13 protein-coding genes and 1 pseudogene are annotated in these 19,834 nt (G+C 44.6%); 8 read left to right on the forward strand and 6 right to left on the reverse strand.

Going from position 1 to position 19,834, the window contains the following annotated elements; translation table 11 throughout:
• Positions 1 to 148: 148 nt before the first annotated feature.
• The gene (locus tag JGK20_RS19070) at positions 149 to 6,031 is read right to left on the reverse strand and encodes an AAA family ATPase (protein ID WP_293231755.1); all 5,883 of its coding nucleotides are present in this window, start codon (positions 6,029 to 6,031) and stop codon (positions 149 to 151) included.
• 1,083 nt (positions 6,032 to 7,114) lie between these two features.
• Here JGK20_RS19070 and JGK20_RS19075 point away from each other — a divergent pair.
• The 7 genes from JGK20_RS19075 to JGK20_RS19105 all read left to right on the forward strand — a co-directional run bounded on the left by JGK20_RS19075 (position 7,115) and on the right by JGK20_RS19105 (position 13,735).
• Positions 7,115 to 7,615 (forward strand): peptidoglycan-binding protein, encoded by a 501-nt coding sequence (locus tag JGK20_RS19075; RefSeq protein ID WP_293182851.1) that lies wholly within the window; start codon positions 7,115 to 7,117, stop codon positions 7,613 to 7,615.
• Positions 7,616 to 7,927: 312 nt separating this feature from the next.
• Positions 7,928 to 8,353: a photosystem I reaction center subunit II PsaD gene (locus JGK20_RS19080; RefSeq protein ID WP_293182871.1), complete on the forward strand. Its 426-nt coding sequence runs from the start codon at positions 7,928 to 7,930 to the stop codon at positions 8,351 to 8,353.
• Positions 8,354 to 8,657: 304 nt separating this feature from the next.
• On the forward strand, positions 8,658 to 9,521 hold the full coding sequence (locus JGK20_RS19085) for a GNAT family N-acetyltransferase (protein ID WP_293182853.1): 864 nt from the start codon (positions 8,658 to 8,660) through the stop codon (positions 9,519 to 9,521).
• 155 nt (positions 9,522 to 9,676) lie between these two features.
• Positions 9,677 to 11,224 (forward strand): anthranilate synthase component I, encoded by a 1,548-nt coding sequence (gene trpE, locus JGK20_RS19090; RefSeq protein ID WP_293182855.1) that lies wholly within the window; start codon positions 9,677 to 9,679, stop codon positions 11,222 to 11,224.
• Between the two features lie 267 nt (positions 11,225 to 11,491).
• Positions 11,492 to 12,376: a PhzF family phenazine biosynthesis protein gene (locus JGK20_RS19095; RefSeq protein WP_293182857.1), complete on the forward strand. Its 885-nt coding sequence runs from the start codon at positions 11,492 to 11,494 to the stop codon at positions 12,374 to 12,376.
• A 179-nt stretch (positions 12,377 to 12,555) separates the two neighbouring features.
• Entirely contained in the window at positions 12,556 to 13,122 is a 567-nt protein-coding gene (locus JGK20_RS19100) for a Uma2 family endonuclease (protein ID WP_293182859.1), read from the forward strand.
• 115 nt (positions 13,123 to 13,237) lie between these two features.
• A complete protein-coding gene (locus tag JGK20_RS19105) occupies positions 13,238 to 13,735 on the forward strand; it encodes a hypothetical protein (RefSeq protein WP_293197311.1) in 498 nt (165 codons plus the stop codon).
• Here the strand turns inward: JGK20_RS19105 and JGK20_RS19110 are convergent.
• The 3 genes from JGK20_RS19110 to JGK20_RS19120 all read right to left on the reverse strand — a co-directional run bounded on the left by JGK20_RS19110 (position 13,732) and on the right by JGK20_RS19120 (position 16,631).
• Complete coding sequence (locus JGK20_RS19110) at positions 13,732 to 14,568, reverse strand: hypothetical protein (RefSeq protein WP_293231757.1); 837 nt, start codon at positions 14,566 to 14,568, stop codon at positions 13,732 to 13,734. The genes JGK20_RS19105 and JGK20_RS19110 overlap by 4 nt on opposite strands.
• 269 nt (positions 14,569 to 14,837) lie before the next feature.
• Entirely contained in the window at positions 14,838 to 16,154 is a 1,317-nt protein-coding gene (locus tag JGK20_RS19115) for a homoserine dehydrogenase (RefSeq protein WP_293182865.1), read from the reverse strand.
• A 276-nt stretch (positions 16,155 to 16,430) separates the two neighbouring features.
• Complete coding sequence (locus JGK20_RS19120; protein WP_293182867.1) at positions 16,431 to 16,631, reverse strand: hypothetical protein; 201 nt, start codon at positions 16,629 to 16,631, stop codon at positions 16,431 to 16,433.
• A gap of 261 nt (positions 16,632 to 16,892) precedes the next feature.
• Between JGK20_RS19120 and JGK20_RS19125 the strand changes: the two genes are divergently transcribed.
• On the forward strand, positions 16,893 to 17,030 hold the full coding sequence (locus JGK20_RS19125; protein WP_293182873.1) for a DUF4277 domain-containing protein: 138 nt from the start codon (positions 16,893 to 16,895) through the stop codon (positions 17,028 to 17,030).
• Between the two features lie 415 nt (positions 17,031 to 17,445).
• On the opposite strand, the gene JGK20_RS19130 is transcribed toward JGK20_RS19125, so the two are convergent.
• Together JGK20_RS19130 and gltX are read right to left on the reverse strand one after the other, a co-directional pair.
• Positions 17,446 to 17,877 (reverse strand): CAAD domain-containing protein, encoded by a 432-nt coding sequence (locus tag JGK20_RS19130; protein WP_293182875.1) that lies wholly within the window; start codon positions 17,875 to 17,877, stop codon positions 17,446 to 17,448.
• 486 nt (positions 17,878 to 18,363) lie between these two features.
• Positions 18,364 to 19,797 (reverse strand): annotated as a pseudogene (gene gltX, locus JGK20_RS19135) (glutamate--tRNA ligase); the annotation flags it as partial.
• Between the last annotated feature and the right edge of the window lie 37 nt (positions 19,798 to 19,834).

The raw sequence follows: 19,834 nt of genomic DNA on the forward strand, positions 1-19,834 counted from the left end.
TAACCAATAACCAATAACCAATAACCAATAACCAATAACCAATAACCAATAACCAATAACCAATAACCAATAACCAATAACCAATAACCAATAACCAATGCCCCATGCCCCATGCCCCATGCCCCATGCCCCATGCCCAATAACTCCCCTAAATCGGAAGACCAATCACAAACTCTGTTCCGCCTCCTACCGAAGACAAACATTCCAAAGTTCCCCCATGTATTTCAGTGACTATCTGATGGCAAATAGACAGTCCCAATCCCGTACCTTTACCTTCTGCTTTAGTTGTAAAAAATGGCGCAAACATTTTTTCTCTGACAGATTCCGGCATTCCCATTCCATTGTCAGCAATCTGAATCACAATTGTATCGATGATTTCCAGTTTTTGCTGGCAAACACCCACGGTAGAAATCATAATTATATTGGGATTTTGTTCAATTTCTGCGTAGGTTTTGCCCGCGTTAAATTCTTCCACAGCATCGATCGCATTAGCAATCAAATTCATAAATACTTGATTTATTTGCCCGGGATGGCATTTTAATGTTGGCAACTCACCGTAATGTTTAATGATTTTAATTGCCGGTCTGTTGTGCTTAGCCTTGAGGCGGTGAGATAAAATCATTAAAGTAGTTTCAATGCCTTCGTGGATGTCAACTGCTCTTTTTTCCTGACTGTCGCTACGAGAATAGTTCCGCAGAGATTGCATAATGTCGCGGATGCGATCGATTCCCATCTTCATGGACGCCGTAGTTTTGGGCAAGTCGGCTAATAGATATTGTAGATCGATCGATGCAATTTCCTGTTCAATTTCTGCTCCCGGTTCTGGAAAGTTTTCTTGATAAATATTCACCAAGTTAATTAAATCACCAATATATTCTTGAACGTGGTGCAAGTTCCCAGAAATAAAGCCAATAGGATTGTTCACTTCGTGGGCTACTCCAGCTACCAGTTGTCCGAGTTGAGAGATTTTTTCAGTTTGAACTAATTGTGCTTGAGTTTGTTGCAGTTCGATCAATATGGCTTCTAAATTTTCAGCTTTCTCTCTCAGTTGAGCTTCTGATGTTTGTAAAGCTTGTTCCGCTACTTTGCGCTGGCTGATATCGCGAATGATTGACAAAGCGTGGGGTTTCCCTCTGTATTCAAAAAACTTTGCTCTTACCTCAATATCGAATTCTGTACCGTCTTTTCGCAGCACGATAGCTTCACAATAAAATTCTTGGTGCAAGCTAACGGTTGTCATAAACTCATCGAATAAATGTAGGCACTTTGGGTGCAGGAGATCTAAAGGACTTAATCTCAAGAATTCCTCCATAGAATAACCGTACATTTCGCACATTACCGGGTTTGCTGCCGCAAATTTTCTAGTCTCCAAATCTATTAAGATAAGTCCGTCTGCTACACTTTCAAAAATACTGCGGTACTCCTCTTCTTTTTGAGCGAGTTCGGCTTGAGATTGTTGCAAGTTTTGTAGGGATTCAGTTAACTGGCGGGATTTATCTTGTTCGCTAGCGTAGGAACGCGCATTTGCAATAGCAATTGCTGCTTGTGCGGTCAACATTTCCAAAAGTGTCAAACCTTCGTCAGTGAAGGCTCCAGCGACCAAGTTATTTTCTAGATAAACTATACCGATTGACTTTCCTTGATAGACAATTGGCGCGCACAAAACTGACTTCGGTTGCTGATGCTGAATGTATGTATCGAATTGGTAAAGTGTTTCTTTAGTTGCATCGATTAGTACCAGAGGTTCCTGAGTTCTTGCTACATAATTGACGATAGAAAGAGGGACTTTGTAGTTATTTTTGACTGGGTGGAATTCTTCAAATATTGCATAATTATGCGGGTCGCTATCCGACACTTCAACGAACAAGTATCCGTCTCGTTCCAAAAGAATACACCCGGTTTGAGCGCCTGCATTTTCTAAAATAATATGCAGCAGTTTTTTTAACAATTTTTCTAAGACGATTTCGCTAGAAATAGCCTGAGAAGCTTTGATTACTGTTTTCAAATCAAAAATATTGGCATCAGTGGCGGTAGTCGCAGTTGTATTTATAGCGATCCGATCGTCGCTGATTTTGTTAAACCAATCTGGATGAGATTGTTCTAGTTGATGAACTTTGGCGGTTGCACCCCACTCGACATAGCAAAAACGGGCATCATTGAGATAAATTTTGGCGAGATTGGCACGATTTTGTGTTATATAAAATCTGGCAGCTAATTCATTGGCTAGGGCAGCATTTTGGACGAAGCCATTTTTGAGGGCGGAGGCGATCGCCCAATCATAATGTTGTGCTGCTGTATGGCTGTCTCCTGACAACCTCGCGATTTCTGCCTGAATTAATGAATATTTGTGCAGATAATTTGCAGGACAGTGTTCTGCCAAATCTCGAAAATTCTCCAGACTAATAGTGAGCTGTTTTCGGTATAGTTTGTACTCGGTATCATTGGCGTTTGTGCAACCAGCAGCTAGGGCGATCGCGTGATGGAACCGAAAAACCGGGTTGACAAAATGACCGGCACCGCCTTTCAAAAATTCCGCGCCGAAGAGAGCATATTCTAAGGCGCGATCGACTTCGCCAAACCAATTAGCATGGGTGAGCTTGTAAAGATAGATGACAAAAGCAGTGGTAAGATCGGCTGAGGATTTGGCAAATTCTAAAAGCTGGTGTTCGTCGATGAAGGTTTCCGGCTCTGGGTAGGTTTCTGGTGAGCTAGTCAGTTGGGCGATCGCATTTTTGGTCAGCAAGTGATAAGCTAGCATATTGCGATCGACCTTTGAAAGCGCTGGAATAAATTGATCGGCAATTTCTGTAGCTTTGCTCAAAGACTCGTTGCCAAAAAAGCAGACCCATAGATAATTAATCGAAGCATATCCCGACCATTGATAAGCACCTGTTTCTAAACCGCTATTGAAAGCTTTGAGCATAAAAGGCTTGCATTCATCGATATATTTCATATAATGTAAAGTTAAAGCCCCCCACATATGAAAAATACAAGTACCTAACTCTTTATTGTCACAGCCTTCGTAGAGATTGAGCGAGAGTTCTCCGGCGGCGCAGCCCGCCTTGATTTCGCGATATTTATTGACCAAAGTAAAGGCGTACAAAGTGTAACCAAAGGCGGAAAATGGTGAATTCCCGTACAGAATGCTTGTTTGTACAAACTTCATCGCGCAGAGATATTGAGCGTTGGGACTGGTAAAATAGGCGATCGGGAAAAGTTCTTTCAAAATTCGATGAGCTGCTAGTTGTAGCGAATCGGTAAGTTTGGGTAAATCTGCTAATATATCGATCGATCGCCCGATCATCCTCTTCGTCTCTGCTAATTCTCGGGCTAGAAATTCATCATCCGGGTAAGGTTCAATCTCAACCCCCAAAGAATTTAACGTTTCAATCCCTAACTCATAAGCGGCAGATAAGTCATTCTTCATCCGCAGACAAGTTATTTGCAATTCTGCGATCGCACACTGTTCTAACAAAGTATGAGTTTTGGTCAGAATCCGGTCAAAAATTGCTAAAGCTGCATCATTGTTACTATTTAAATATTCTGCTTCACCCAGCTCTAAATTTAGCGCAAAACTCAAGCTATAATTATCTTGCCAACTTGAGACAGGCAAACAGTCGCACCCAGCTTGGAAAAAAGTAAGCGCATCTTCAAAAGCCGAAGCAGCTTTAGCAGTTTTACCTGCTTGTAAATTTAATTGTGCTAATTCATAAAGTTCTTCAGGATTAGCAATGAATTCGCGAGCAAAGTTCAAATGATTAACAATATCAAAAATCTGTTCTTGACGTTCAGCTTCATTGCTCCCCTCCAACAACAAACGTCCCAGCTTCCAGTGAACTGATTGTTTTTGGGACTCAGGAATCATCACATAAGCGGCTTGTTGAACCCGATCGTGCAAAAAATTGTAGCGCACTTTGCCAATTATTGGAGCCAACTTTTCTAATTCCCATTGCTCAAATACTTGTGGTACTAGATAGGCGTCATCTACAGGCAAAATCAACCCTAATTCTAGCGCTTCCCACAAATATTGTGCTGTTTTAGTCAAAGATTGTTCGCTCACTACTGATAATATATCCAGATTAAATTCGTTGTTTATACAAGCAGCTAATTGTAAAATTGTCTGACTTTGTTCAGATAAATATTGAATTTTATGAGCCATTAAATCAACTACATTTTCGGAAATATTTTGCTGTTTGATTTCTTGGGTGTCCCATTCCCATTCTGCAAGTTCTATATTAAATATCAGAAAATTTTCTTGAGACAGTGACTTCAATAACTGCTTTAAAAAGAAAGGATTTCCCTGAGTTTTTTCGAGCAGCAATTGTGCCAAGGATGCGACTTTTCTAGGAGAACAGTTTAAAGTGTCAGAAACTAATCGATTTACTTCATAAATTGCCAAGGGTTCCAGGTGAATATTGGCGATCGCAATTCCTGCGGCCCTCATTGCCTCATTTGCCAACATAAAGGGATGGCTCGGACTTACTTCGCTATTTCGATAAGCAAGAATAAGCAGGAAGTAAGGATTTTCTTCGGTGCAGTTGTGTTGATACAAATTAACGCTTCCAGCATCCATCCACTGACAGTCATCGAGAAACATTACCAAAGGATGTTCGGCTGTTGCAATTGCTTGGACAAACTTCTTCATCACTCCGTTGAAGCGGTTTTGAGATTCAATAGCACCGAGTTCGGGTACGGGAGGTTGTTCGCCCAAAATCAATTGTAACTCCGGGATAGCATCGATCGCAATTCGAGCATTTTTCTGCAAAGCGTTGAGTAGTCTTTGTCGCCATGCTACTAGCTGAGTTGGGCTTTCCATCAAAATTTGCTGCACGAAGTTACCCATAGCTTGAGTGAAACAAGCGTAGGGAACATTCCGCTTAAACTGGTCGCATTTACCAGATATAAAATAGCCACGTTGCCGCGTTATATCACGGACAATCTCATGAACTAATGCAGATTTGCCGATGCCGGAATAGCCACTGACTAGGACAATTTCACCGCTGCCTTTGCAGACACGATCGAACACTTCTAATAATTGTGCTATTTCTGTGTTTCGTCCGTAGAGTTTCTGAGGAATTGACAACTGACTCAGGGCATCTAGTTGTCCGGGAATAAAGTTAGAAATTGTCCCTGAATTCTTTATTTGATTTTGGCAGCGTTCTAAATCTGCTAATAATCCTGTGGCAGTTTGATATCTAAGTTCGGCATTTTTTGCCATGAGTTTTGCCACAATTTGGGTCAAAACTATGGGAATTTGTGGGTTGAGTTGTTGCAGGGGAACTGGTGGTTTGGCTATGTGACAGTGTACCATTTCTAACGGGTCACTGCTGGTAAATGGTAATTGTCCTGTCAGTAATTCGTAAAAGGTGACGCCGAGAGAGTAGAAATCGCTGCGGTAGTCGATGGAACGGTTCATGCGCCGGGTTTGTTCGGGGGACATATATGCCAGGGTTCCTTCTAGGCGATCGGAATTTTTTGAGTGTGTTTGTTCTTTTCTCAACCGCGAAGCGATGCTAAAATCAGCAAGTTTTACTTGCTTTGTTTGGGGATTTATGATAATATTATCCGGTTTAATGTCTTTATGTATGATTTGATTTTGATGCAGCAATACTAAAGCTTTTGCCAAGGATACGGCTATGTTTAAAAAATCGGCAATCGATAATTGGTAATGCGTGGCATTCGCCTCTAGATTGTCGGTTTCGGGCTCGGCTAATTCTGGTTGATGTTCTAAGTTTTCGATCCAATATTTCAGGGATACCCCTCCGATATCTTCTAATACTAACACTAAGCAAAAAGGATGGATTTCGAGTCGATAGACTTTGATGACATACTCTGAGTCGATATGTTTTGTGATTTGATATTCGTGTTTTAAACTGGCGCTCTGTTCTAGGGTCGGGCAGTCGGTGTTTAAGACTTTGAGAATGACTAATTGTTTTTCTGCTGTCGATATGGCTCGATAAATAACTGTGTTAGTTCCTTGGTGAATCAGCTCTTGTAAGTTGTAACCAGAAATCCCTGAAGCTGGCAGCATAGTAGATTTTCCCAGTTGATTATAAATCAATGCCGAATTAATTAGAGAATGGCACATATGGAACCCCAATGAATGGCGGGCGATCGCTACTTTACAAAGCCGCAGGTTGCAGCGATGTATCGAACGATCGCACAATCTTAAAATTACTTACGTATTTAGCAGGTGTTTGTTTTAAGAGGTCTAGCGACCTAGAAATTGCAACTCTTAATTTTTTTATGGTGGAAGTGTTACAGCCTTTAAATGAAATCATACAGCATCCCACCATCATTGTAAATGACTTTATTAAATTTTAATAATAAAAGTTAGGGCGTAGATAAATAGCTGCTCGCGGGGCGTTGGGGAAAGCAATTGCAGGATTGGGAGATTTCTGGATATAACAAAGAATCACAGAAACACTTGGTTTTTACACTTGCACAATCAATATGATTGTAGGTACACATTGTGGACATTACCGAGGACTTTAATATCATTTGAGCGTACAAGCTGTGGATATTACTTAGCTATAAACTATTTTTGTAGGCAGTTAGTAATGTAGATCAAAAAAACTTGCGTAAAAACTCGGTTTTTAAAGAAAATATTGGTTCGCTGGCTGGAATAAAGTTAAGAAGTTTTCAAAGCAGAACTCGCCTCCGCTGCTATACCCCAATACCGTTTACTTAAGACCGCCCTGGGGGTAAAACCTATGAAAAATAGATACGGAGATTGCTTCGTTCCTATCGAAGGACCATCTTAAGTAAACCGTATTGTGCTATACCTCCTCTCACCCCGCGAGATAGCTTTTACAGGTGATGCGACCCGGCGGTGTTGGGCCTTAGGATCGAAAGTATCAAAGCAGATTCAGGACGTGCTTGCGTCTTAAACCCGGCTTTTAGGCAAAATAAAGGGTTGGGCGGCAGAGCACTACCGGGATATTGGGAGCGTTAAGTCGGAAGGGCCACAAGTCTGGAGAGGGCTTGCAGTCGATCGAATCTGTTGAGACACGGGCGGGCGTCAGTGTTGATTCGTGAAAAGTTGAGGATGCCCATATTTCGCCCGGAAAAACTTTTTTGCGATCGGAATACTCAAACCTAGAGGAAAATCAATATGTCATTTACAACCAAGATGAAATCTACCCAACAAGCTATTACTAAGCCACAACTGCAATTAGGTTCTCAAGGTCAAGCGGTATTGGAACTCGAACAAATGTTAACCAAGTTGCGGGTTTACCGGCAGCCTGTAAAAGGAATTTTTAACTCATCAGTTGAATTTGCTGTGAAACTGTTTCAGTATCGGGTTTTCTTGTCGCCGGACGGCATTGTCGGGCCGCTGACTTGGCAGGCCCTTTATACTGAAGCTCCTGTGAATATGCCGGTACTTAAATTCGGCAGTTCTGGGGAAGCAGTCACTACTGTTCAAGAAGTTCTGACCATTTCCCAGCACTATCGGGGCTCTATTGACGGTCAATTTGCCACTTTGACTGATCGGGCTGTTAGCGCATTTCAAAAAAGCTTTGGGATCGAGGCCGACGGGATTGTCAACCAAGAAACTTGGACTGCTTTGAGTCAAATTCCGCGCGGCTATGACCCTAATTGGTTCTTGACTTAGGGTTAGGTGCTGCTCGGTAATATATGGGCAGATTTGTGCGATCGCGTGTGAGGAATTGGGCAATGTGCGATGCTTCGAGTGCGCGATCAGTACCCGAAGCATTACATTTTTTTGAGATATTTTTTCGGGATTTGTGCAGAGAGAGTTCTGTTTTATAACTTTGGTAAAAATTACAAATTATCAATTATTAATTACTAATTCCTAATTATCAGAAAAGATCGATCGCCCAAAAACTGTTAACTTTCCTTACAATTTCGATAACAGGGTACAGTGGCGATGATAGGATGCCGTAAAAATCCTTTGGATATATCTATGGCAGAAGAACTGACTGGACAACCCCCCATCTTCGGCGGCAGCACCGGCGGCTTGCTGACCAAGGCGCTAGTTGAAGAGAAGTATGCTATCACTTGGACTAGCCCCAAGGAACAAGTGTTTGAAATGCCTACAGGTGGCGCTGCGATTATGCGTCAAGGCGACAACTTGCTGTATCTGCCCCGGAAGGAGCAGTGTATCGCTTTGGGCGGCCAGCAACTGCGGGCGAAATTCAAAATCTCGAACTACAAAATCTACCGCGTTTTTCCTGACGGTTCTACTGAGTACCTGCATCCCAAGGATGGCGTGTTCCCTGAGAAGGTGAACGAAGGTCGTGTTGCTAATGGTAGTGTCCCTCGCAATATTGGCAGCAATCCCAATCCGATCAAGGTGAAGTTCACAGGTAAGAAGACCTACGATCCTTAAGCGATCGATCTATTGCTGAGCAAAACATAAGTAATATTGCTTATTTGGGACTCAGTTAAGACTGATCCCCCTAGCCCCCCTGATAGTCGGTGGGGACATGAGCATTCTCTTTCGTCTCCTTCTTAAAAGGGGGGACAAGAGCATTCTCTTTCCTCCCCCGACTATCCGGGGGATTGAGGGGGATCTGGCCTCGGAGAAAAGCGAGATTTATCAAGGGTTTTAGGGTTAAGTTGACAGGAATGGGCAGCGCCCAGCTTCTACTGCAAATATCAAATCTAATTAATAGTTAATCCTTAAATTAAAAATGAATGTCGCAATCAGGCGATCGCAGATTTCTGATATCGATGTTTGCGCTCGCATTAATTATGAAGCTTTTAAAGATATTTCCGATCGCCACTGCTTCCCTCACACAGATTTTCTGACGGTAGAGTTGGCGGCCGAAATTAGTCGGTTTTGGCTCGAAAATCCCTCGTATTTTGGCGTTGTAGCCGAGAATGACGGTGCGGTTGTCGGGTGCGGTTTTATGGATGAACGCAACCCGATTCGCGGTATCGGGCCCGTCAGTGTCGATCGGGCTTTTCAAGGCCGCGGCGCAGGGCGACAAATCATGAAAGCCTTGCTGGAACGGGGACAGGATGCTGTAGGCATCCGTTTGGTGCAAGAATCTTTCAACATGGCCTCGCTGTCGCTGTACGCTTCTCTGGGTTTTGAGGTGAAGGAACCTTTCGTGTTAATGGAGGGGAAGTTTCGCAGCGTGCCGCAGTATGGGTTTGAGGTGCGGCCGATGGCTGGCGAGAATGTGGGCGAATGCGCGGCTTTGTGCGAAAAAGTCTGTGGGTGCGATCGAACTTCCGAGATTGAATACGCCCTAAATAATTATTGTCCGTTAGTTGCGTACCAGCAAGGTCGGATTGTGGCTTATACTTGTGCGATATCTGCTTTGGGTCACAGCGTCGCCGAAACCGAGGCAGATATGCAGGTTTTGCTCTTGGGGGCTGCTGCGTACAGTTCCGAAGATGTGCTAGCTTTTCACTTGCCGCTGAGGTATGGAAGTTTGTTTCGCTGGTGTTTGCAACAAGGGCTGCGCGCCGTCAAGCCGATGGCGGTGATGGCTGTTGGCGAGTACCAATCGCCGGAGGGCTGTTGGTTTCCGTCTTTTGTTTATTGATTGTAATTAAAGTTAGTATAGCAACCGCCATTCAAGGTATTGACATAAAGCACCTCATGAAGAGACCCCTGAGATCCCCAAGCGATCGCTCTCCAATTTGATTCCTGTCAACTGTCAACTGTCAACTGTCAACTGTCAACTGTCAACTGCTATATATGATATTTCCCGATTTCTCACAATTTTCGGAACTGGCGAAACAAGGCAATTTTGTACCCGTATATCAAGAATGGGTGGCTGATTTGGATACGCCTGTGTCTGCGTGGTATCGGGTTTGCGCCGGTCAACCTTACAGTTTTCTGCTGGAGTCGGTGGAAGGTGGGGAAAAACTCGGGCGTTATAGTTTGTTAGGGTGCGATCCGCTGTGGATTTTGGAGGCTAGGGGCGATCGCACAACTCAAGTTTACCGCGACGGTTCCGAAAAAGTATTTACGGGCGATCCGTTTGAGGCTTTAACCGAGTGTTTGCAGCCTTACAAACCAGTGAAATTGCCGCAGTTACCGCCGGGAATTGGCGGATTGTTTGGTTTTTGGGGTTACGAGTTAATTAAGTGGATTGAACCGCGAGTTCCAGTGCATCCGGCGGGCGAGAATGATTTGCCGGATGGGTTGTGGATGCAGGTTGATAATTTGCTGATTTTTGACCAGGTGAAACGGAAAATTTGGGCCGTCGCCTATGCGGATTTGCGCGAGACAGGCGTTGATTTGGCCGAGGCCTATGGGGCAGCGTGCGATCGGGTTTCTCAGTTAGTAAATAAACTGAAATCGCCACTTTCACAACAATCTACTCTCCTAGAATGGACTCCGCCGAGTTACGGGCAAGATGCAAGTTCCACAACTGAAAATACAGAATTAGCTTACAGCAGCAATACCACCCGCGACAAGTATTGTGAAAATGTATTGAAAGCCAAGGATTATATCAAAGCGGGAGATATTTTTCAGGTAGTGATTTCGCAGCGGCTGGAAGCAGAATACACGGGCGATCCTTTTGCACTTTACCGCTCTTTGCGCCTGATCAATCCTTCTCCGTACATGGCTTATTTTAATTTTGGAGATTGGCAGATTATCGGTTCCAGTCCAGAAGTGATGGTGAAGGCAGAAAATACTGTTGACGGCAAAAGGATTGCAACTTTGCGGCCGATTGCCGGTACGCGCCGCCGGGGTCAAACTCCTCAACAAGACGATGCTTTGGCTGCTGAATTACTGCAAGATCCGAAGGAAATTGCGGAACACGTGATGTTAGTTGATTTGGGCAGAAACGATTTAGGCAGAGTTTGCCGCAGCGGTACTGTAAAAGTTGACGAATTAATGAAAATTGAGCGTTATTCTCATGTGATGCACATTGTGAGCAATGTAATCGGAGAATTGGCTGAAGATAAGACAGCTTGGGATTTGTTGAAAGCTGGTTTTCCTGCTGGTACGGTTAGCGGTGCTCCGAAGATTCGGGCGATGGAAATTGTGCACGAGTTGGAAGGTTGCCGTCGCGGCCCGTATTCTGGGGTTTACGGGTTTTATGATTTTGAGGGACAGTTGAATAGTGCGATTACAATTCGCACTATGGTTGTTCAATCGCAGGGCGGTGACAAACATTCGGTTTCTGTGCAAGCCGGTGCTGGTTTGGTGGCCGATTCTAACCCGGATATGGAGTATGAAGAAACTCTCAATAAAGCCCGGGGTATGTTGCAGGCTATTCGCTGTTTGAAGTAGCGAGTCTGGGTCAAAAATCTTGTCGATGTCGATAAGAGTCGGCGATTGAAATCGCGTCTACACAAACAATGTCCGCCTCCGCGGACAAAGAGAAGATAACGTAATTTTAACCGTCTGGTATTCAACCCGCGGAGGCGGGTTTTGTCTGTATAGACGCGATTTCAATCGCCCGGTCTTCTAATCTTAAAAGAGGGAAAGCGGAGGCGGGTTTTGTCTGTATAGACGCGATTTCAATCGCCCGGTCTTCTAATCTTAAAGGAGGGAAATATGAATTTTTATATCGTTGACGTGTTTGCCGAGTCAAAATATGCTGGCAATCAGCTAGCTGTCTTTTGCGGCGCGGGAGTTGCGGAACTCTCAGAGGCCGAAATGCTGCTGATAGCGAAGGAAATCAATTATTCGGAAACTACGTTTATTCCATCAAACCAGCCGGAAAACGGCGGCTATGACGTGCGTATCTTCACGCCCAAGAAGGAATTACCGTTTGCCGGTCATCCGACGCTGGGGACGGCGTTTGTGCTACAACAACAGATAATTGGCCAAAAGGTCGATCGAGTAATTCTCAATTTAGCCGTGGGTCAAATTCCTGTCACCTTTAATTATCGCAACGAATCCGCAGATATTTTGTGGATGCGACAAAACCCACCAACATTCGGTCAAGTTTTGCCAACCGAAACTCTCGCCAGCGTCCTAAATTTACAACCCGATGAGATTGAGACAAACTTCCCAATTCAAGAAGTTTCTACCGGAGTACCGTTTATAATTGTCCCGTTAAAAACCCTCGCAGCCGTCAAAAAAGCTCAAGTCAACTTAGATAAATATTTTGAATTAATTAATACCACAGAAGCCAAAGAAATTTTGATATTCTGCCCAGAAACTTACAGCGACATTAATGATTTAAACGTCCGAGTTTTCGCCCATTCCTTAGGAATTCCCGAAGATCCGGCGACGGGGAGTGCCAATGGCTGTTTGGCTGGATATTTGGTAGAATATACTTATTGCGGGGAATCAAAGATTGATGTGAGAGTCGAACAGGGTTATGAAATTGGTAGACCTTCGTTGCTGTTGTTGAAAGCTCAAAAAAATCAGGAAGAAATAGAAGTTTTGGTGGGAGGTAAAGTGGTGATGGTGGCGAAAGGAGAATTTGTTTAAAACATTCAAATATAGCTTCCTATATAGGTTCGTAGTGAGGACTTTAGTCCTTATTTGTTGCGGACTAAAGTCCTCACTACAAACCTATTTTATTATAAACCCGCCCCGGTCTTCACTCTAGAAAACTTAATATTCCGCTCAAATTGTGAGATAGTACACATATAGAAGGATTGACTCACATGATGGTAAGTTCACTCATCGAATCCAGGGAAATTCAAGTTATTGAATCTCCCAGAATTTCCCTAGAAGAATGGATAGAAAACCCGCCTGACAGCACAGAATGGGTGGATGGAGAATTAGTAGAAAAAAACGGCATGACAGCAAAAACTGGTCGGATTCAATCTCGGCTATCCCGCTATTGGGGAAATTACGCAATTTCCAGCGGACAAGGCGGAGAAGTTTACACAGAAACAGGTTGCCGTACAGTAGAGAGAGGTCGCTGTCCTGATGTTTCTTACTTGACACCAGAATTAGTCGCCCAATTTAATGATTTTACCATACTTCCTCAAAGTTTCCCGTTGATTGCTGAAATTATTTCTCCTACTGATAAAGCGGAAGAAGTATTTGCCAAAACCAATGAATACCTGCAATCGGGCTGTCAAGAAATATGGCTGGTACTTCCTGAGAGTCAGTGGATTGTTGTTGTTACTCAACAGCAGAGACTTTTATTTACCATAGGTGAAGTCGTCAGCACTCAAATAGTTTTGCCTGGTTTTAGTATTGCCGTCGATGAGTTGCTAGCGTAAAAAATGGGTTCAATTTAATTATTCCTAATCAAAATGGGTTAATATGAGGTAGCTCATATTCATTGCTCTGCGTTACTGGCATAGTGAAAGCATCATCTTTCTGAGAGACTTTCCAATGCTATCAACATTTTCGCGCACTTTAAATTTATCCTCTGATGCTTCCGAAGCCCTGCTTGCACTTCCATTAACCAGCTTGCTGGATTCACCGGAATTCAATCAAATCTTGGGAAGTCTGGATACTGCTTTGCTTAAAGAAAGTTTGCCTGCTGCTGGGGCTATATTATCCCAAAAACTCCCAGCTTTTTATGATTGGTTGCAAACTGAATTGGGAATTAAAAATGTCCCAGATAGTCCAGATCATGCTACAAAATGGGTAGTCGGTTTTCTGAAGAATCAAGAGAGTTTAACTGATTTAGTTGAGATGCACAAATCGATTCCAAGACTTGCATTAGATCGATCGATTCCTCGGTTAGTTAGCGCCTTTGATGGGGTTCAACCCACCGCCGTCAAGGAAGAGTGGGAAAAAGCGATCGCAGCGCTTTGTCTGGTACTCGCCGTCGCAGCGCGGGAAAATCAGTCACCGGGCGCATCGAAGGCTTTGGTAGGGGTTTAGGTGAAGCGGCTTTTTCGGAAAATTTGCAGTTGCGCGCGATCGATCTCAACGACTACCGGCTTTTTCTTGTTGAGGACGATCGCATTATGCCGATTTAACAACAGCCACTGAGCCAACATTACCACCAGGACTCGCCTTTTGCGAAACTTGCCTTCAAAACGGGCCATTCGGACGATCGCCTCTTCGATTTTATACCACCAGTTTTTCCCTTTCTGGGAAATCACAAAAATCGTTCCCGGTATGTAATCGCCTCCATTTGCCCAGAAAGCATACCTTTCGCCTAAAGTAAAGTAGTGAAAAACATTGTTAGCGGTGCAAGTTTCAGCTAACTTTTCCGCAACGCCCAAAGAATTAAACGTTACAGTCGATCGCAGATAACCCGGATATTTTGCTACAATTTGCTGAGCAACTTTGCCGCCCAAACTTTCTCCGATGACATCCGCCGGATTTCCGCTGCGAAATTGCTGTTTAAGCCAATCTATAGCGCCTACAGTTTCCGCCGCTTTTAACTGGCGTTGTACTTTGGCCATAAATACATCGGGTGTATCTTCCAAAACGCGATCGAAAGGATACCACGAACCGTATCCGCGAATCACGAGCACGGGCGGATTATTCCCAGAAACCGGAAGGCGACTTTCAGCATAAAAACCAGTGCGCGAGTCTTCAAACACTTTTTCTATGGTATAATTTCCATCAACAACTTGCCCCTCTGCGTGCCGAACATAAATTGACGGATTGCTGGGATCCTCAGTATCGTGGAGTTGGGGTTTGGCAAACTTTTCGTAGAGGGAATCTAGCAAGTGCCTTCCTGTAGGGCGATCGACAAAATCCAATTTTATTGATCCATACTAAATTAAAAACAATCTAAAAAAGGTTCGTAGTGAGGACTTTAGTCCTCAGGAAAAGAAGGACTAAAGTCCTCACTACTAATACCAATTTAATGTGAAGTTGCACATATCTCGATCCCCCTAAATCCCCCTTAAGAAGGGGGACTTTGATCGGAATCTTGTCCCCCCCTTATTAAGGGGGAGTAGGGGGCAAGCTAAGGGGGGATCGGATTCTATGCAACCTCATAAAAAATTGGTATAACCTTGTGCAATTCTTACAAAACTCGCAACGTGCTCGCAATACTATCGACTGCTTCCATCGCGCGAATTTCATCGAGTGCTTGTTGGAAATTACCTTCCCGAACATCGTGAGTCACGACAACAATTTCTGCTAAATCGCCGTGAATTCCCGTCTGCACAATGGACTCCAAACTAACTTGGTGGTTGCCGAAACAAGTGCCAAGTTTGCCAATTACCCCGGGCGTATCCCGCGTCAGAAAACGCGCGTAAAACCGAGTCACAAGTTCCTGCATTTCTGCTATTTTGCAGTAGTGTTGGTGAGTGCAACTCAGCAAAGGATGGGGAATCGGCACAGTTTCGGTTTTCAGGATAGCAGCCACATTCAAAATGTCGGATACTACCGCGCTGGCTGTGGGCCCAGCCCCCGCACCGCGCCCGTAAAGCATCAATTGCCCGATCGCATCTCCTTCGACTAAAATGGCATTATAAACACCGTTAACACTCGCCAGCGGATGAGCTTTCGGCACAAAAGTAGGATGCACCCGAATCGAGAGGAGTTCCCCTTCTGCATCCCCATTATGTTCGGAAATTTTGCTAGTTTCTTGAGCAATAGCCAGCAATTTGATCGTAAATCCCAGCTTGTCGGCGTAGTCAATATCAGCCGCGCTAACTTGCCTGATACCTTCGCAGTGAATATCTGCTAAATTGATGCGTCCGCCAAAAGCTAACGAAGCTAAAATAGCAATTTTATCAGCAGCATCCCATCCATCCACATCTGCTGTAGGGTCAGCTTCAGCATAACCTAATTGCTGAGCGTCCGCGAGGACTTCGCCAAAGTCTGCACCTTCTGTCTGCATCCGCGTCAGGATGTAATTAGTTGTGCCGTTAACGATGCCGGTGACACTTTTGATGCGGTTTGCACCTAAAGATTGTTTGAGGGTTTGAATGACCGGAATGCCGCCGCCCACCGCAGCTTCTAGCATTACATAAACGCCTTTTGCGTTAGCAGCGTCGAAGATTTCATTACCGTAGCGGGCGATAACTGCTTTGTTGGCGGTGACTACGTGCTTCCCGTTGTCGATCGCTTTCAGAATGAGCGATCGCGCCGGTTCCAATCCGCCAATCAGTTCTACTACAATATCAATTTCCGGGTCAGTCGCGATCGCCTCTAGGTCAGTTGTCAGCACATTTTCTGGCAATTGTAAAGACCGAGTTCGAGAAATATCGCGCACTCCCACCCGATAGATTTCCAATTCCTGCAACAGCGGATGGCGCCCATCTGGGGAGAGCAAAATCTCTGCTGTTCCCGCGCCAACCGTACCCAAACCTAGCAAACCAATTTTGAAAGCCACGACTTTGACCCGTAGAAAATCACTTAATCTACAATCATTGTATGATAACCAGGCATTCATAGAATACCCACAGGCTCGACTTCTTTAAAAAATCAGACTCTATATCAGATCGCGTCCAATCAATCATTCCTAATAAAAACGGTTCGTAGTGAGGAATTTAGTCCTTTAATTATGAGGACTAAAGTCCTCACTACGAACCAATATGATTGTGATTGCTATCTTCAGAAAAGAGCTGACCAATTAATCCAGACGTTACATCAGACTTTGCATTGCAATTTAAAGTGCTGTATCCAGGTCTACCTCCAATTCTCGAAGCCACTGTTTCAATCTTTCTACGTGCTGCCTTTCTGCATTAACTTGCTGTTCTAGTTGCTGATTTTGCTGTTCGAGTTGCTGTAGATGTGCTTCTTCTGCTCGAATTAAATCTTCTACTATAGCAATCTTTGCAGGAGTCGTAAATTTTTTACCCCACGCCAACCCTCAGAGCGAGTTCGGGGAGGGAGTAAGAAATTTACAAATGATTTAGGATTGCTATAGACCAATACGGTTTACTTAAGATGCTACTTCGAGAGGAACGAAGCAATCTCCGTATCTATTTTTCATAGGGTTTTACCCCCAGGGCGGTCTTAAGTAAACGGTATTGTGCTATGGACGAGATGGAATTAGTAGAAGAATTCAACTTTCATAGTAGGAATAAGAACCCAAGAACTTCTGAACCCAGGACAAGTCATGAAAGCAATGATTTTGAATAAATTAGGATTTTTAAGTGCACCATTATACATATTCGATAAATTTTTAGTAGGAAAAGCAACATCACATCTAATCGGAAAGAGAATATTGCCCGAACATCTAAGGAATGAAAATTTAATAACCTAGGCGACTATCCCCCCTTCGTCCTTACTGGAACAAAAATCGGGAAGCAAAGTTGCTTAAGTTATTCAGTTTTCATGCCCCAAACAGCGACGCACCAGACAATTCATAACGGGGATGAATAACCAGAATTTGGTATGAAACGATAGTTAAGCAAACAAGACAAACAGTTGTTTTGTTTACGAGTCTGCTCGCTATGGCTGGTGCGTCGCTGTCAGATTTTGGGTTTGTATTGAGGGATTTTTCTTTCTTCGACGCACCCTACGGCTATCTTCTACCTTCTACCTTCTACCTTCTACCTTCTACCTTCCATCCGTTACACAATCCGTTGCCGAACTTCCTTCATTAAAAAACCCGACACTGACAACATATTTAAACTTGTCAGTATCGGGTACAAAATCAACAAATTACCAACAAAAATTTAGGACTTTTTGCCAAAAACTTGTTCTTTCAAAGCTTGAATTTCTTGACCTAATTGTTGGCGGTTGGAAGAGCGGAGCAAATAGCGGTAGATAAACCAGGCGCTGTATCCGATACCAATTAGCTCGAATGTGGGTGCTAGCAGGGGGATGTCGTTGAGTTCGTCTACAATGCCCAAAAGCACTTTCAAAGAAACAATCGAGGCTAATATGACACCGACAACTGTCAAGGGACTTTTGTACTGCTCGTAAAAGCTGCCGATGTAAGCAGGAAACTCCGACAAAATTGAAATAATTTGTTCTTTGATCTGCTGTGTCTGATTTGGTTCTTCGGTAATGATGACTTTTGTGCTACCGCTCGAACTGTCTGCTTCATTTTCAGCAGGAATTTCGGTGATGATAACGGTTGTTTCTGGTTCGTTTGATGAAGTCATTTCTCCACTCGCAATAGTTTTTTGCTGATTGGCGGCAGGTATTTCAACTGCTGCTGCGGCTGTTTCAACTGCCGAAATATCGACTGCTGAAACCTCCGTTCCGACTGTTGAAACAGCCGGTGTTTCGACTGCTGTAACTTCCGCTGCTGGTTCAATAGTCGGCGTTTCGACTGCTGTAACTTCCGCTGCTGGTTCAATAGTCGGCGTTTCGACTGCTGTAACTTCCGCTGCTGGTTCAAGAGTCGGTGTTTCGACTGCTGTAACCTCTGCTGCTGGTTCTACCAAAGGCGTTTCGACTGTTTCAAGAGTCGGTGTTTCGACTGCTGTAACCTCTGCTGCTGATAGTTCAACCGCCTGTGTTTCGACTGTTGAAACCTCGACTGCTGGCTGTTCCCGCTCGGAAATTTCGGCGGGAGTTTCGGCTTTGGGTTGTTCTAGGCTAGGAGTTTCGGCCGCAACACCAACTGCCGGCAAATTCAAGTTGCTAATGGCATCAAGCAAGCGGGTTTTAGCCGTCCCCCGCTGGTGAAGGATTACCCAAGATTCTATCAGGTCGGGGCCGTGCATTGCACCTGTCAGAGCGGCTCTGAGCGATCGCATAATCAGCCCTTTGTTAAGATTTTTCTCTTTACTGAGCTTTTTAGTGATTTTCTGAGCTTCTGCTGCTATTAGGGTGGGATGACTTTCCAGAGCTTCTTGAACTGCTTGTAAAGCCTGTGCAGCGCCTGATTGCTGCAACTGTGCGAGTGCTTCTTCTTCGTATTCCAAAGTTGGCAAGAAGAACAACTTGCACATACCGACAGCATCGGTTAAGCGAACGAGACTCGGGCCGATTAAAGCAGCTATTTGTTCGAGCCAAGGGCGATCGGCCTTAGAATCAAACTCATAACCGGCTTTCTGCCAATAAGGTATCAGCAAATCTGTCAATTGCGGCACAGGCATCTTGTGCAGGTATTGACCGTTAAGCCAATTGAGTTTATCCCAATCAAATTTTGCACCGGCTTTGTTGACTCGATCGAATGTAAAGACTGCCGCAGCTTCGGACAATGTAAATATTTCTTGCGTAGAATCCGGCGCAGTCCAACCCAGCAAAGTCATGTAATTGACTAAAGCTTCGGGGATATAACCCATATCTTTGAAGTCAGAAATCGAGGTAACGCCGTCGCGTTTAGAAAGTTTTTGCCCTTGCGCGTTTAAAATCAGCGGTGTGTGGGCAAATTCTGGGATTGTCGCGCCCAAAGCTTCGTAAAGCAATATTTGTTTCGGAGTATTGCCGATGTGATCTTCGCCGCGGATGACGTGGGTGATGGCCATGTCGATGTCGTCGGCGACTACGGCGAGGTTGTAGAGGGGCTGGCCGATGAGGCCGCCGCTGGATGCGCGGGCGATTACCATATCGCCGCCGAGGTCGCTACCTTTCCAGGTTACGGTGTCGCGCACCATGTCGTTCCACGCGATCGTGCGATCGTCCTCAATGATAAACCGAATCACAGCTTGCCGCCCTTCTGCTTCAAAAGCTGCGCGCTGTTCCTCCGTCAGGTGGCGGTGGCGGTTGTCGTAGCGGGGGGCCTGTTTGTTGGCTTTTTGTGCTTCCCGCATCTCGTCAAGTTCTGCTGACGTGGTGTAGCAGCGGTAAGCGAGTCCTTTGTCGAGAAGGGTTTGGACTGTTTGGCGGTAGATTTCCAGACGCTGGGACTGAAAACTCGGGCCTTCGTCCCAGTTCATACCCAGCCAGGTGAGTCCTTCGAGGATGTTGTCGGTGTATTCGCTTTTAGAACGTTCTACGTCTGTGTCTTCTACCCGCAGGATGAATGTTCCGCCTTGGTTGCGGGCAAACAGCCAGTTAAATACGGCGGTTCTGGCGGTACCGATGTGGAGGTTTCCGGTGGGACTGGGGGCTAGACGGACTCTGACGTTCATTTATCTTTTTGCTTTTAGATTGGGGGCAATTTACTGG

It is taken from the genome of Microcoleus sp. PH2017_05_CCC_O_A, from assembly GCF_020738785.1.
GTDB lineage: Bacteria > Cyanobacteriota > Cyanobacteriia > Cyanobacteriales > Microcoleaceae > Microcoleus.

What these genes read in the sequence shown, in the direction of transcription:
- JGK20_RS19105 (WP_293197311.1), top strand. Translation starts at nt 13,238, where the DNA reads ATGCTATCAACATTTTCGCGCACTTTAAATTTATCCTCTGATGCTTCC.
- JGK20_RS19130 (WP_293182875.1), bottom strand. Translation starts at nt 17,877, where the DNA reads ATGACTTCATCAAACGAACCAGAAACAACCGTTATCATCACCGAAATT.
- JGK20_RS19085 (WP_293182853.1), top strand. Translation starts at nt 8,658, where the DNA reads ATGAATGTCGCAATCAGGCGATCGCAGATTTCTGATATCGATGTTTGC.
- JGK20_RS19080 (WP_293182871.1), top strand. Translation starts at nt 7,928, where the DNA reads ATGGCAGAAGAACTGACTGGACAACCCCCCATCTTCGGCGGCAGCACC.
- trpE (WP_293182855.1), top strand. Translation starts at nt 9,677, where the DNA reads ATGATATTTCCCGATTTCTCACAATTTTCGGAACTGGCGAAACAAGGC.
- JGK20_RS19070 (WP_293231755.1), bottom strand. Translation starts at nt 6,031, where the DNA reads ATGCTGCCAGCTTCAGGGATTTCTGGTTACAACTTACAAGAGCTGATT.
- JGK20_RS19100 (WP_293182859.1), top strand. Translation starts at nt 12,556, where the DNA reads ATGATGGTAAGTTCACTCATCGAATCCAGGGAAATTCAAGTTATTGAA.
- JGK20_RS19125 (WP_293182873.1), top strand. Translation starts at nt 16,893, where the DNA reads ATGATTTTGAATAAATTAGGATTTTTAAGTGCACCATTATACATATTC.
- JGK20_RS19095 (WP_293182857.1), top strand. Translation starts at nt 11,492, where the DNA reads ATGAATTTTTATATCGTTGACGTGTTTGCCGAGTCAAAATATGCTGGC.
- JGK20_RS19075 (WP_293182851.1), top strand. Translation starts at nt 7,115, where the DNA reads ATGTCATTTACAACCAAGATGAAATCTACCCAACAAGCTATTACTAAG.